We start from the raw sequence: 12,961 nt of genomic DNA, 5'->3' as shown, positions 1-12,961 counted from the left end.
AGTATTCAAAACATTGAGTTTTAAATAAATATTTTCTTCAGAATTCTTCTCTATATCCCATGCTTGTACTCGTACTTTTGCATTAATATCAACACTCGTACATTTTACCTTATTAACAGTATTAATGACTGGTTCTGTTTTTGTTATTGGTTCATATGGTTTATAAGAATTATTAGCTGAATTATTATTTTGATTCTGGGATTCGTCCGGAAGAACTAGCGAATGAATTAAAGCCACAATCCATAAACAAACTCCGTAAACATACCATAAACCAAAACTTTTTCCTTTTTTAGAAGCAATACTTGCAGGAATTAATGCTATTAATAATAGAACAATTATTGTTGCACCCATACATCTTCCCCTTCCTCATACCTTTTTAATCGAACTAAATGCAAAAATAGGAAGTATACCAACTTTGGTTGCAGACTCATATGTGAACTTCTACAATCATAGTTAGTACACTCCCATTTTCAGATCACTGCAAATTTCTTTACAATCAATATTCGTGATTAAAGCCACATTTTCCACAATAATAACATTGTTTCTTCTTTCCAAGCGCACCACCAACCAGTCCTAATGGACCCAGTAAGACAGCTCCGGCAGCAGCCTTTCCAACACTAAATCCCTTGTTTGTTGTATCAACCAACTTCCACTGTGCTTTTTCTCCACACATAGGGCATTTATCAGGTACTTTGCTCATTTTCCTTTTCCTCCTTCTCTTTTGGTAATATTCACCACAAATATTTCCTTGTTCCTCCCTTTATTATATTCGTTTTAGCGAAGATATTCAATCCTTAGAATATATTTTATGCTTATTACATAGAGTATGTAGGAGGCAGCAGATGATTGATTATAGTCCTTTTTGGGAAACGTTAGAAAAATCAACTGAAAATTGGTATACACTGACAAGTAAGCATCATCTGTCTAACAGCACGCTTCACCGATTAAAGCATAATAAAGATGTCTCCACTAAAACCTTGAATGACTTGTGCAGGATATTACACTGTGATATTAAAGATGTGGCTAGATATGTACCGTCCGAAGAAGATCAGCCGTTATAAATTTAGAAATATGAAAGATGAATTTCATCTAAAAAATAAAGCACTGGATTTTTGCTCCGGTGCTTTTCTATTATAGTTACTGTTTAATAATTCAGCTATATTCCGGTTATTTTATTCAACCCAAAGAAATTAGCATCAAGATAGTTAGAATGGATTCTAGGGTGCAATTTCGTTGTTTAAAGCAAAGGATATGCATATTATAATGGGTGGGGGGATAATTGACATATCTTGAAATGAAAGCTCGTATAATAGGATACTACCATAGATATAAATGAGGAAAATATTTGTTGCTGTATCTAGGGAAGTTGCAAAGGATTATCTTTAAAGAAAGAGGAAAGGTGATTTTGAAATGTTGTTCGCTTTAGTGTGTTGAAGTGGTAACGTGTTAAAGTAACTGTTACATTTATAAAACATTTCCCTATATCGATATCATCTCTTGATATACACCAACGTTTTTATGCGGAAAATCAACACTTTTAGCGTTTTACATCAATATAATCATAATACCACAATTTACTTGTAAATCAAGCATTTTCTAAACATCACATCTTATTACTATCTTATCGAACCCCATATCGCAAAAACCTTTATTTTACAATACTTTTAGCGTATTTTTTGGAAAAAACCAAGGCAGCAGGTGTAATAAAATCGTAAAAAAAAATAGGCATACCGAGCGGTATTTAAAACCATAATCGATATACCTATATTATTTTATACGTCAATATATAAAATATCTCAAATAAACATACTTGTTTTCAAAATATGTTTGTGTCAAATATCTTATGTTTTCTTCCTTTCTTTAACGGCTTTGCTTTTCAAAACAGATGCTTGCATTTCTGGTTGTTCTAATAGTATGATAAATGTAACAGGTGTACTGGAAAGTACAGACAACATGAAAAGAATAGATATTTTAGCAAAATACGGACACTTAATAAAACATTATGGAACTGGAAAAAACAGTTACTATTATTTCCGTATTCCAGACAAAACAATCAAAGGTGGTGCATTTCGTAGGAAAAAGAAAACCAAAGAAGAAATAGAATCTGCATTATATGATTATTTTATTGAAAAAGAAAAACAGAATTCCATTGGAAGGATACAGCAACTTTTGAACAGCTATTCTATGAATTCATGGAACATAAGAAAGAAAAAGTTAGTGCAGGAACAATAAGGCGAATGTCATTCGATTGGAAAAAGTATTATAAAACAAATCCTGAGTTCATTCAGAAACCATATAAGGATGTTACCCCTATTGACATTGATGATTTTCTGAATAACATAGTGAATACAACAGAGATCAAAGACAAGGCGTTCTGTAACATGTGTGGAATCCTAAAACAAACTTTTGGTTATGCAGTATCAGCAAGATATATTTCAGCAAATGAGAATCCATACAGAGTTGAAGTGAACCGAAAGAAGATTATTCCGACTAGGAAGAAAGCAAGTACACAGGAAGTATATAATAATTCCGAAAAACAATTACTACTTGATGAAATGAGTCGCAGATTGCAAAATAATCCGACTAATACATGTATACTTGCTATAATGCTTGATTTTGAATTAGGAACACGCAGAGGGGAAATACTTGCTATTAAGAATTCAGATATAAAGAATGGTGAAATACATATTCACAGGCAGGTTGTAGAAGATTTTGATATATCTAATTTAGACAGTCTGAAACGTATCGGATACCATGCGGTAGAGTACACTAAGTCGGATGCAGGAGACAGATACATCCCACTAACACAAAAGGCACAAGAGTATATAAAACAAATACAGCGGATAAATAAAGAAACTGGTGAATCATATCAAGATTTTCTATTCGTAAAAGATGGCTATATATTAAATCCTAATAGGCTGTATACTCTCCTTAAAGATGCCTGTAAGCGTTGTATTAAGATTCCTGTAAAGGGAACGCACAGAATCAGAAAGACCTTTGTTTCAACTTTAGTAAACAATGGAGTTCCAATAACAACAGCAAGCAGAATCGCAGGACATGCAGACGAACGAACAACAATAAAAAATTATCTGTTTGATACAAATAACGAGGAAGAAACAAAGAAAGCTATTTTAAATGCTTTAGAAGATAATCCAGAATCTAGTGTCACCACAACATATAGAAATGTAGAAAACGAAAACGTGACAAAACGTGACAGCAACATAATTTTATTTCCGAGCAATAAAAAAGCAGAAAATCCATGTTTTAAAAGGATTTTCCACTAAACACACAAGCGGAGTTGGTGGGATTCGAACCCACGTGCCCCGGAGGCTAACGCATTTCGAGTGCGCCCCGTTATGACCACTTCGATACAACTCCATATGATATTTTCTGCCTTAACAGACATCTTTTTAATTATAGCATTTCTTCTTGAAAAATCAAGTGATAATTCTCCTTAAAAATTTGTTAAGTCACTCACAAATTTTGTCGTTACAAATTTAATAAATACGTATATAATAGATATGATATCAAAAACAGGCTCTTCCTTCTTATCTACATTACTTTTTAAGGGGGACTCTCATGAACCACAATACACTCGTAATTGAAATCAAATCTACACTTGATAAACTTATTGCTGCCAGAACTAGTCTTGGTTATGATTACATTGTGTATGGATTACTCTTGATAAACGAGGATCAGACTCGTGTATCCAATATTACCAAAGCTTTGTACATCGATATTGCTGCCCATTATGAGACAAGCTGGTCTTGTGTAGAAAAAAACATCCGCAATACGGTCAATGCAATCTGGACTGCGGAAAATAAAACTATTCTTGAAATGATTTTCAACAGAACCCATATGGACAGAAAACCAACGAATAAAGAATTTTTTGAATATTTATACGATTTTATTTTCTTATCACAAGAAACCGCCCCGACCCAATCAGAAGAAAATGTATCTTGCATCCTCTGCCCTGTCTGCAACAATAAATGTCAGGTACTCGAAAGTATGCTTTCCTTTGTGACAAAACGACTTCAGCCTGAACCTGACTGCACGCATGTATGATATATAAATAATCAATCCGTTTTTCAAAAAGGACCTCCCTTCAATTACCGGGAAGCCCTTTTTATATCTGAAATAATTATAGCTTTTCTCTTTCTTCCATAATCCAGTCCATCACTCTCTCAATTCCTTCTCCCGTCTTCGCGCTGACCGGAAGAACAACTGCATTTGGATTTAATTTCAGAATCCGTTCTTTCGCAACTTCGAAGTCAAAATCAAAATACTCCAGAGTATCTATTTATTGATCAATACCAGATCACTTACTTGAAACATCAACGGATATTTCAGTGGTTTGTCATCTCCATCCGGCACACTTAGGAGCATCACATTCTTATGTGCACCGGTATCAAACTCGGCCGGACAGACCAGATTCCCGATATTTTCAAGAATTAACAGATCAAGGTTCTCTGTATCATATTCGAGTAATGCACGGGATACCATATCTGCATCAATATGGCACAATCCGCAGTTATGGATCTGAATGGATTCTACTCCTGTCAGATCTGCAACTCTCTGTGCATCTAAACTTGTCTCAATATCTACATCCATCTCGCCAATTTTCATTTGATCTTTCAATCTATTGATCAATGTAGTTAGAAATGTTGTCTTTCCACTTCCCGGTCCGGACATAACATTTAAAAATAGTGTTCTCTGCGCACTCATTTTCTCGCGGATTGCCTTTGAAGTAGCATCATTATCCGCAAACACACTTTCTTTAATCTCAATTACTCTGACATTTCCCATGTTTTTTCCCCTTCTTCAACATCTTATGCATTCACTTCCTGTATCTTTTCCAACAGATAATCAGCCAGTTCTTTTACACCCTCTCCTGTTTTTGCAGAGATGTAAACGATCTTAATCTGTGGATTCAATCTTTTTGCGCATGCTTCAACATAGTCTTTTCTGAAATCAAAAACAGGTAATGCATCTATTTTATTTATTACCAACACATCTGATACTTCATACATCAACGGATATTTGGCCGGCTTGTCATCTCCTTCCGGAACCGAAAGAATCGTCAGATTTAAATTTGCTCCGGTATCAAACTCGGCCGGACAAACAAGATTCCCTATATTCTCAAGTACAACAAAGTCCAGATCATCTCTTTCAAACGCTCTGATTCCCTGTCGTGTCATATCTGCATCCAGATGACACATCCCACCGGTATGTAGCTGAATCGATGGAACTCCCGCTTCGATCAATGTATTCGCATCCACGTCGGAATCAATATCTGCTTCCATCACGCCCCATTTGATTTTTCCTTCAAAATGAGGTTTCAATGCCAGAAGTGTACTCGTCTTTCCACTTCCCGGACTGGACATCAGATTCATCAGACATGTCTTCTGTGCCTTTAATTCCTGTCGCAGTACCTGTGCATCTGCATTGTTGTCTTCAAGAATTGTCTCTTTTAATTCTATTACTTTTGCTTTTTCCATGCGTTCTCCCCCTGGTGTCAGACACCATTTTGTTTTTTTGCTTTTATCTCCAACTACAATACCTGCGGATTGTTTCATGCAACATCATTATATCAAAAAGACATAATTTTGTACATTTTTTATAATGTCTTTCTTACATCTCTGTGATATAATTTTGTTAGATATAACTAACAATAACTATTCTTTTCTAATATGTGTGAGTTTTATCTATCTTGTTGAAAGCCAGGGTATTCCAACTAAGATAAACTCAATTCTCACACGGAACAGGGGGCGAACTATGTTTTTATCCTTAACAAACATCAAAAAATCTTTTGGGCAGGGTGACAGCCGTGTGGAAGTCTTAAAAGGCATTGATCTATCGATTGAAAAAGGAGAATTCTGTGTTCTTCTTGGGCCTTCCGGCTCGGGAAAATCAACTTTATTGAATATCATCGGTGGCATTGACCGTGCAGACAGCGGGCAGATCACAATTGAGGGCGAACTGATGGAAAAAATGACAGTAAAACGTCTTAGTCAATACCGGAGGAAGCATCTAGGATATGTTTTCCAGATGTATAATCTGATTCCCAATCTTACTGTGCGCGAAAATATTGAAGTCGGTGCTTACTTAAGTGATCACGCATTAGATGTAGATGAACTTCTTGATACCCTTGGTCTTTCTGCACATCAGAAGAAGCTGCCGAATCAGCTCTCCGGTGGCCAGCAACAGCGTACTGCCATTGGCAGGGCGATTGTTAAAAATCCTGATATTCTGCTCTGTGATGAGCCAACCGGTGCGCTTGATTATAAAACATCAAAAGAGATACTGAAGCTGATTGAAACAGTCAATCAAAAGTACGGTAATACAGTTGTAATGGTAACGCACAACGATGCGATCAAAGATATGGCAGACCGTGTTGTCCGGATCCGTGACGGTATGATACGAAAAAATTATCTGAACGATCATAAGGTCAGTGCGCAGGAACTCGACTGGTAAAGGAGGCTGCAGACAATGAAAAATCCATTAAACAAACGTCTCCCCAGAGAATTCCGGAAAGACTTTGGTAAGTATCTTGTCATTTTCCTTCTCCTTGTGATCACAATCGGATTCGTCTCCGGATTTCTTGTTTCCGATGGCAGCATGATCAAGGCTTATACTGAAGGAATTGACAACTATAATACAGAGAACGGACATTTCCGCACTTCTGAAAAAATGAACGATGCGCAGATTCAGTCTGTGGAAGAAAATGGTATCCGGATCTATAACAATTTCTATCTGGAACAGGATTTAACAAATGGCAGCACAATGCGTATCTTTGCAAACAGGGAGCAGGTGAATCTTGCCTGCCTCATGGAAGGAGAATTTCCAAAAGCGGCAAATGAGATTGCAATCGACCGTATGTATGCTGACAACAATAAGATTTCCATCGGAGACACACTGAAAAGTGATACACAGAGCTGGAAAGTAACCGGATTCATTGCTCTTCCGGATTACAGCTGTCTTTTCCAGAACAACAACGATTCCATGTTTGATTCTGTCAAATTCGGAATTGGAGTTGTAACGTCCGAAGCATTTGAATCATTGGATTCTCCACTTGTAAAATACTGCTATGCGTGGAAATACAACGATGAACCTACGACAGAGAAAGAAGAAAAAGAAGTATCTGATGATCTGATGAAAGCAATCAACAAGGAGGTTTCTCTGGAAGAATTCGTTCCGCGTTATCTCAATCAGGCAATCATATTTACCCGGGATGATATGGGAAGCGACCGCGCAATGATGATCGTATTTCTTTATATTGTAATTGCGATCATGGCATTTGTTTTTGGCATTACAATCAGCAACACCATTGCAAAAGAGGCAAATGTCATCGGAACTCTTCTTGCCAGCGGCTACACCAAAAATGAACTGATCCGCCATTATATGGCCATGCCGATCCTTGTCACACTGGTCGGAGCTTTGATCGGAAATGTTCTCGGCTACACGATCATGAAAGATATCTGCGTCGGCATGTATTACGGAAGCTACAGTCTTCCGACATATGTAACCGTCTGGAACGCAGAAGCATTTCTGCTTACTACGATCATTCCGATCTTGCTAACGCTTCTCGTCAATTACACCGTACTTCGCAGAAGATTATCACTTTCTCCTTTGAAGTTCCTCCGCAGAGACTTAAAGAGAAGACAACAGAAGCATGCATTATCACTGAGTAGAAGAATTCCATTTTTCAGTCGTTTCAGACTGCGTGTGATTTTCCAGAATGTCAGCAATTACCTTCTGCTGTTTCTCGGGATCTTATTTGCAAACCTTCTGTTGATGTTCGGTCTGCTCTTCCCGGCTGTACTCAATCATTATCAGACTGTTCTAGAAGATAACCTGCTTTGTAACTACCAGTACATTTTGCAGATACCGATCAACGCCATGGACGAAGAACATAAGCTGGAGAGCCTTGTGAATATGCTCTATTTTCAGCATGAGGTGGAAACCGATAATCCTGATGCCGAGAAATTCAGTGCTTATTCACTGAAAACAACAGATAAGGAATATAAGGAAGAGGAAATCCTGCTCTATGGACTTGCAGATAACAGCCGCTATCTTCCGATTGATTTTCAGGAAACTGCAACTAATAAGGACGGATCGACCCGGACAGATTCTTCGACTGTAACTCCTGTATATATTTCTTCCGCATACGCAGATAAATATCTTTTGGATATCGGTGATGAAATCACTTTAAAAGAAGCTTATGAAGATGATACCTACACATTTTATATTGAAGGAATCTACGATTATGAAGGGGGGCTGACAGTCTTCCTTCCACAAGAACAGCTTAATAAACTGTTTGATCTTGGTTCCGATTATTTCAGTGGTTTTCTCTCAGACAGCGAGATCACAGATATTGATCCAAAATACATCGGTTCTGTGATTGACCTCGACAGTTTGTCCAAGATTTCCAGACAGCTAAATGTTTCGATGGGAAGCATGATGTATCTGCTAGACGGATTTTCAATCGTGCTTTTTATGATTCTGATCTATCTTTTGTCAAAGATCATTATCGAAAAGAATGCACAGTCGATCTCTATGACAAAAATACTTGGATACTCTGACCGGGAGATCAGCAGTCTGTATCTGCTGTCTACAACCATTATGGTCGTGGTTTTCCTGCTTCTGAGTTTTCCGATCGAAACAGTTCTTATGAACGCTCTCTTCCGCGGAATTATGCTCAGCAGTATTTCTGGTTGGATTCCATTGTACATTAATCCGGTCCTGTATGTAAAAATGTTCCTGCTAGGATTCGTAACTTACTTGCTTGTTGCATTGACCGAATACCGCAGGATCAAGAAAGTTCCTATGGATCAGGCCTTAAAAAATATTGAATAATCGTGACTGTACCTGCAAACTTCTAAGTTAGGCATAACAGTGCAGGTACCATTTGAAAGGAGGATTTCTCGTGAAAAGAAAACTATTACAAAAATTAGTTCCCGGTCTGTGTGCCAGTCTTGTCCTGATTTCTGCCACAAGTCTGACAGGATGCTCAACTGACACCAAGATAGCTACTACTGCTTCAGATGCTGATAAATCAGAAACCGTATATGTAAAGGCTGATGCAAGCGGAACGATACATGAGATCAAAGTCCAGACAGACTTAAAAAATACCGGAACATCAAAGGAAATCAAAGACTTCTCAACTCTGAAAGACATAAAAAATACGAAAGGTAATGAGTCCTTCACCCAATCCTCTGACGGGACGATTACCTGGGAAAACAAAGGGGCGGACATTCATTATGAAGGGACTTCTACGGAAGAACTTCCTATAAATGTAAAAATCAGTTACACACTGGATGGAAAGTCTATACAGCCGGAAGATCTCTCCGGAAAAAGTGGAAAACTTGGAATTCGTTTTGATTATGAAAATACTACCGAAGAAAATGTAACTGTAAATGGTGAAGAGATGACTTCTCCAGTTCCATTCGCAGTGATCTCTGCCATGATCCTTCCGGAAGACACTGCTTCTAATATCCAGGTGACGAATGGTAAAATATTTACAATAAATGACCAAAGCGTTGTTGTCGGTTATGCCTGCCCGGGACTCACAGACAGTCTGAAACTCACTGATTACGAACCTACGGAAGGTATCTCTATCCCAGAGTCAGTGGAAGTAACTGCAGATGTAACAGATTTTGAGATGGACTTTACTGCGACCGTAATTTCCTCCGGTCTGTTTGAAGATCTCGAAGAGGATTCCTTTGACGATATGGAGGATGCCGCTGACAGCCTGCAGGAACTCGGAGATGTATCCGGCAAACTAGCTGACGGAGCAGCGCAGCTGCTGAGTGGTGCTTCTACTTATCAAAATTATCTTGGACAATATGTAGACGGTATCTCACAACTTGCCGAGGGAACAGACACTTTAGATGACGGTGTAACTGCACTTAATGAAAATTCCGGAAAGCTGGTTTCAGGTGCTTCTTCTCTTCAAAATGGACTTGAACAGCTGAATTCTGCTCTCTCTAGTCAGATTAACACGGATTCCAGTTCTATTCCGTCTGCTGAAACAGTTTCATCACTTCAGGAACAGATCAAATCACTTAGACAACAGCTGGATTATGTTGATTCCTCCCTTGCAGAGGCAAAATCCTCCTTCGCATCCGTCAACTGGGATACTCTGAAATCTTCTATCACAGAAGATGCAAAAAAACAGTCCAAAACCGCTGCGACAGATGCTGTCCAGTCTGCGATCGATCAGATTGTTTCTGAAACTGCATCCGATTCTGAATTATCAGAAGAATCTAAAAATGCTGTCAACGATAAGATGTCACAATTAAAGAATGAAATAAATGATACGATTGCATCTGCAATTGATCAGAACCTTGATCTTCCCTCTTCCTCCACAGATATCGATCAGCTGAAATCCGCCACGGAAGGAACATTAAACAGCCTGACGGAACTGATTGCTTCCTGCCATACTACGCTTGACCAGATGTCTTCCGGTGCCGGTTCCTTTGCTCAGGCAACGCAGAGTCTTTCTTCTCTCAGTGAGACATTAAAGACTTTACAGAACTCACTTTCTGCTTTATCTGCCGGCAGTTTACAACTTACTCAGGGACTTACCTCTTTCCAACATGGAATCGAGCAGCTGTCCGAAGGTAGTTCAACGCTCTCTCAAGGAGCCACGAAACTGGGCACAGCTGGGAAAGATCTAAAAGAAGGATACACAACCCTTGCTGAAGGAATCTCTTCTCTTTCTGAAGGGCTTACTCTTTTTGATAAAGAAGGAATCCAGGAACTTAAAAAACTAGGCGGGGATGATCTGAAGAATCTCTCCAAAAGAATGAAAGCGGTCAAAGAAGCGGACGCCGAATACGATAATTATGGTGGTAAGTTAGAAGAACAGACTGGGGAAGTGCGGTTTATTATTGAGACAGATGGGATTGATTAAGAAGAAGGCTTTGGGTCATTTCTATTGACCCAAAGCCTTCTATGTATGAACCGAATTGATACTGCTATACATCCAATATCCCCAAAACCCTTCCATTGGTCCATTGTCAATACAGTGGGCAACTCTAGACATACTCTGCTTCATATGATGTTTTTTTAATCTAGTATAAAACTGTGCGCTTGTATATTGAAAGCCTCGATCAGAATGAACTAATGGGTGTGCATCTGGCTCCTGACGGACAGCCTCATCAAACGTGTCCATAACTAATGGATTATCATTATGATCGCTGATTTTAAAGGAAACAATCCTTCTATCATATAAATCTAAAATAGCACTCAGATAAACTTTATGAACTTCTATTCCGTTGTAGTATTTAAATTCAGAAACATCTGTAAGCCACTTTTCATTCGGTTTTTCGGCGTGAAATTCACGGTGTAAATAGTTTTTTGCTATGTGATCAGGATTTCTGTCTCCTCTGGTACAACTCTTAGGTTTCCATTTAATATTTGATTTATATCGTATTTCCTACAAATACGAAGTACTCGTTTATCATTCACATGAATTCCTTTATGTCCATCTAATTCATCACGAATCCTTCGGTATCCCATATCTGGATGCTGGTTATGAATCCTTTGGATTTCAGTGGATAGTCTTTCGTTTCGAAGTTCATTATTACTTTTCGGATATTTTACCCAGCGGTAATACGCAGAACGTGTAACATTAAGATATTTACAAAGTCTATCTATGGGATAATGCTTAGTAGACGATAGTTTTTGGATGGCTTCATATTCGGCTAACCGATGGATTAAAGATAGCGACCCCTCCTTTCCAGTTCTCTGACTTTTTTTAACAGATCATTCTCCATTTGTAAGTCTAGATTTCTTCTTTCCAGTTCAGCTATCTTGTCACGTAGCTCTTCTTCAGGTGTTCTGCTTGGAAGAGAAGCTATACGACGTCCACGTCTGTCTTCCAGACCCGCTTGACCCATCTTTTCGTATCGTATTACCCAATTGCGTACTTGTTGATAGGAACAATCATATTTGAGTGCCATTGCACCATAATTCTTATCATTTGCAAGACAATCTGTTACTATTTTTAATCTCTCATCAAGTGTAGTGTTCTTTGCTTTTTTCATGTAAGCACCTCCAGTGGATGTTTTTAATATTCCACCAGAATTATACACCTTAATCCAATCGGAAAGCTGTTTGTGTGAACGAATTCCGTATTTTGTGCAAATATCCTGAAGAGATCCTTCTCCGTTAAGATAATCATTTATAGCAGATATTTTTAAATCTTTTGAATAAGATTTGTTTTTCGGTTGATTGAGTAATCCAGTTGGTCCATCATACTGATAAATAGAAATCCAATTTCGAATACTATGATGATCAACTCCCAATTCTTTTCCTGCTTGCCGTATGCTAATTTCTCCTGCAAGGTAGCGTTCGACTATTTTTACTTTTTCTACTGGTTCTATCTTACTCTTTCTGAACATGAAAATACCCCCATATAGGACTTTTATATTTCATTGTCCTATATGAGGGTAGCATATCACAATTGTCGGTTCTTTTTTCTGTATAGACTGTATAGATTTCCTGTTTTTGCAGTTCTCGGGCAACAATATCCTCTCTCTTCGTTGACTTGAACACTCTCACCATGCTTTAACAATGGAATATAATTCCCTTTCTGCTTTAAAATCAAAGAATCCTTTCGATTCTGCATATTTTTTCATGACAGTCTCCTTTTATTTTTTTAAAGGTTTAATTTCCGTGACACCACCTAAAGAAGCAGGTGCTGTATCCTCTACAGCGCCATTGTATGTCACTATAACCAAGTCCCCGACATTAAAATCCGTAGATTCTTTTCCAACCAAATGTACCCTATAGTCATTAGATATCCTTATGAAAACTTTTTAGATATCCACCTTTCCTCAGTTCATTATTCTTTTTTAACAAAAAAATCCCTTCCTTCACGCTTTTTATATTGGTGACATTTATTGATCATTCAAATATTTCATATTGCTCTTGTTTAACTAACTCTGATTGAACT

At 38.0% G+C, this 12,961-nt stretch carries 13 protein-coding genes, 1 tRNA gene and 1 pseudogene; 7 read left to right on the top strand and 8 right to left on the bottom strand.

Going from position 1 to position 12,961, the window contains the following annotated elements; genetic code table 11:
• Both DXB52_RS16220 and DXB52_RS13385 read right to left on the bottom strand, forming a co-directional pair.
• Positions 1-351, bottom strand: a 351-nt coding sequence (locus DXB52_RS16220) for a hypothetical protein (protein WP_207661762.1), incomplete at its 3' end; no start/stop codon positions are given.
• 145 nt (positions 352-496) lie between these two features.
• Positions 497-700 (bottom strand): hypothetical protein, encoded by a 204-nt coding sequence (locus DXB52_RS13385; protein WP_118107745.1) that lies wholly within the window; start codon positions 698-700, stop codon positions 497-499.
• 142 nt (positions 701-842) lie between these two features.
• On the opposite strand from DXB52_RS13385, the gene DXB52_RS13380 reads away from it, so the two are divergent.
• From DXB52_RS13380 to DXB52_RS13370, 3 genes are all read left to right on the top strand, one after another.
• Positions 843-1,061 (top strand): helix-turn-helix domain-containing protein, encoded by a 219-nt coding sequence (locus DXB52_RS13380; RefSeq protein WP_118085342.1) that lies wholly within the window; start codon positions 843-845, stop codon positions 1,059-1,061.
• A gap of 853 nt (positions 1,062-1,914) precedes the next feature.
• Positions 1,915-2,232, top strand: coding sequence for a hypothetical protein (locus DXB52_RS13375; RefSeq protein WP_118107743.1), 318 nt, complete (start codon positions 1,915-1,917; stop codon positions 2,230-2,232).
• Positions 2,193-3,284: a tyrosine-type recombinase/integrase gene (locus DXB52_RS13370; RefSeq protein WP_118107741.1), complete on the top strand. Its 1,092-nt coding sequence runs from the start codon at positions 2,193-2,195 to the stop codon at positions 3,282-3,284. The genes DXB52_RS13375 and DXB52_RS13370 overlap by 40 nt, the downstream gene beginning before the upstream one ends.
• A 9-nt stretch (positions 3,285-3,293) precedes the next feature.
• On the opposite strand, the gene DXB52_RS13365 is transcribed toward DXB52_RS13370, so the two are convergent.
• A tRNA-Ser gene (locus DXB52_RS13365) sits at positions 3,294-3,378 on the bottom strand.
• Between the two features lie 201 nt (positions 3,379-3,579).
• Here DXB52_RS13365 and DXB52_RS13360 point away from each other — a divergent pair.
• Positions 3,580-4,065 (top strand): sporulation initiation factor Spo0A C-terminal domain-containing protein, encoded by a 486-nt coding sequence (locus DXB52_RS13360; protein WP_117539254.1) that lies wholly within the window; start codon positions 3,580-3,582, stop codon positions 4,063-4,065.
• A 76-nt stretch (positions 4,066-4,141) separates the two neighbouring features.
• Here the strand turns inward: DXB52_RS13360 and hypB (DXB52_RS13355) are convergent.
• Positions 4,142-4,806 (bottom strand): annotated as a pseudogene (hypB, locus tag DXB52_RS13355) (hydrogenase nickel incorporation protein HypB).
• Between the two features lie 23 nt (positions 4,807-4,829).
• Positions 4,830-5,498: a hydrogenase nickel incorporation protein HypB gene (hypB, locus tag DXB52_RS13350; protein WP_117539258.1), complete on the bottom strand. Its 669-nt coding sequence runs from the start codon at positions 5,496-5,498 to the stop codon at positions 4,830-4,832.
• A 277-nt stretch (positions 5,499-5,775) separates the two neighbouring features.
• Here hypB (DXB52_RS13350) and DXB52_RS13345 point away from each other — a divergent pair, with 277 nt between their 5' ends.
• The 3 genes from DXB52_RS13345 (at position 5,776) to DXB52_RS13335 (ending at position 10,915) form a co-directional block, all read left to right on the top strand.
• Positions 5,776-6,474, top strand: coding sequence for an ABC transporter ATP-binding protein (locus DXB52_RS13345; RefSeq protein WP_117568898.1), 699 nt, complete (start codon positions 5,776-5,778; stop codon positions 6,472-6,474).
• Positions 6,475-6,489: 15 nt separating this feature from the next.
• Positions 6,490-8,856, top strand: a complete 2,367-nt coding sequence (locus tag DXB52_RS13340; RefSeq protein WP_118107739.1) for an ABC transporter permease — start codon at positions 6,490-6,492, stop codon at positions 8,854-8,856.
• Between the two features lie 70 nt (positions 8,857-8,926).
• Positions 8,927-10,915 carry a coiled-coil domain-containing protein gene (locus DXB52_RS13335; RefSeq protein ID WP_118107737.1) on the top strand — a complete coding sequence of 663 codons (1,989 nt, stop codon included), beginning with the start codon at positions 8,927-8,929 and terminating at the stop codon, positions 10,913-10,915.
• A gap of 39 nt (positions 10,916-10,954) precedes the next feature.
• On the opposite strand, the gene DXB52_RS13330 is transcribed toward DXB52_RS13335, so the two are convergent.
• From DXB52_RS13330 to DXB52_RS13320, 3 genes are read right to left on the bottom strand one after another with little or no spacing between them, the layout of a single operon-like run.
• Positions 10,955-11,368: a transposase gene (locus tag DXB52_RS13330; RefSeq protein ID WP_472520229.1), complete on the bottom strand. Its 414-nt coding sequence runs from the start codon at positions 11,366-11,368 to the stop codon at positions 10,955-10,957.
• A complete protein-coding gene (locus tag DXB52_RS13325) occupies positions 11,365-11,661 on the bottom strand; it encodes an IS3 family transposase (protein WP_472520227.1) in 297 nt (98 codons plus the stop codon). The genes DXB52_RS13330 and DXB52_RS13325 overlap by 4 nt, the downstream gene beginning before the upstream one ends.
• A gap of 59 nt (positions 11,662-11,720) precedes the next feature.
• Positions 11,721-12,407, bottom strand: a complete 687-nt coding sequence (locus tag DXB52_RS13320; protein WP_054754427.1) for a helix-turn-helix domain-containing protein — start codon at positions 12,405-12,407, stop codon at positions 11,721-11,723.
• Positions 12,408-12,961 lie beyond the last annotated feature (554 nt).

The organism is Ruminococcus sp. OM04-4AA (assembly GCF_003462585.1).
In the GTDB taxonomy this organism is placed as follows: domain Bacteria; phylum Bacillota; class Clostridia; order Lachnospirales; family Lachnospiraceae; genus Mediterraneibacter; species Mediterraneibacter faecis.
This window is presented reverse-complemented; position numbering and strand designations above follow the sequence as displayed.

Coding starts and splice junctions, on each gene's coding strand:
- DXB52_RS13385 (WP_118107745.1), bottom strand. CDS start 700: ATGAGCAAAGTACCTGATAAATGCCCTATGTGTGGAGAAAAAGCACAG.
- DXB52_RS13380 (WP_118085342.1), top strand. CDS start 843: ATGATTGATTATAGTCCTTTTTGGGAAACGTTAGAAAAATCAACTGAA.
- DXB52_RS13375 (WP_118107743.1), top strand. CDS start 1,915: ATGATAAATGTAACAGGTGTACTGGAAAGTACAGACAACATGAAAAGA.
- DXB52_RS13370 (WP_118107741.1), top strand. CDS start 2,193: ATGGAACATAAGAAAGAAAAAGTTAGTGCAGGAACAATAAGGCGAATG.
- DXB52_RS13360 (WP_117539254.1), top strand. CDS start 3,580: ATGAACCACAATACACTCGTAATTGAAATCAAATCTACACTTGATAAA.
- hypB (WP_117539258.1), bottom strand. CDS start 5,498: ATGGAAAAAGCAAAAGTAATAGAATTAAAAGAGACAATTCTTGAAGAC.
- DXB52_RS13345 (WP_117568898.1), top strand. CDS start 5,776: ATGTTTTTATCCTTAACAAACATCAAAAAATCTTTTGGGCAGGGTGAC.
- DXB52_RS13340 (WP_118107739.1), top strand. CDS start 6,490: ATGAAAAATCCATTAAACAAACGTCTCCCCAGAGAATTCCGGAAAGAC.
- DXB52_RS13320 (WP_054754427.1), bottom strand. CDS start 12,407: ATGTTCAGAAAGAGTAAGATAGAACCAGTAGAAAAAGTAAAAATAGTC.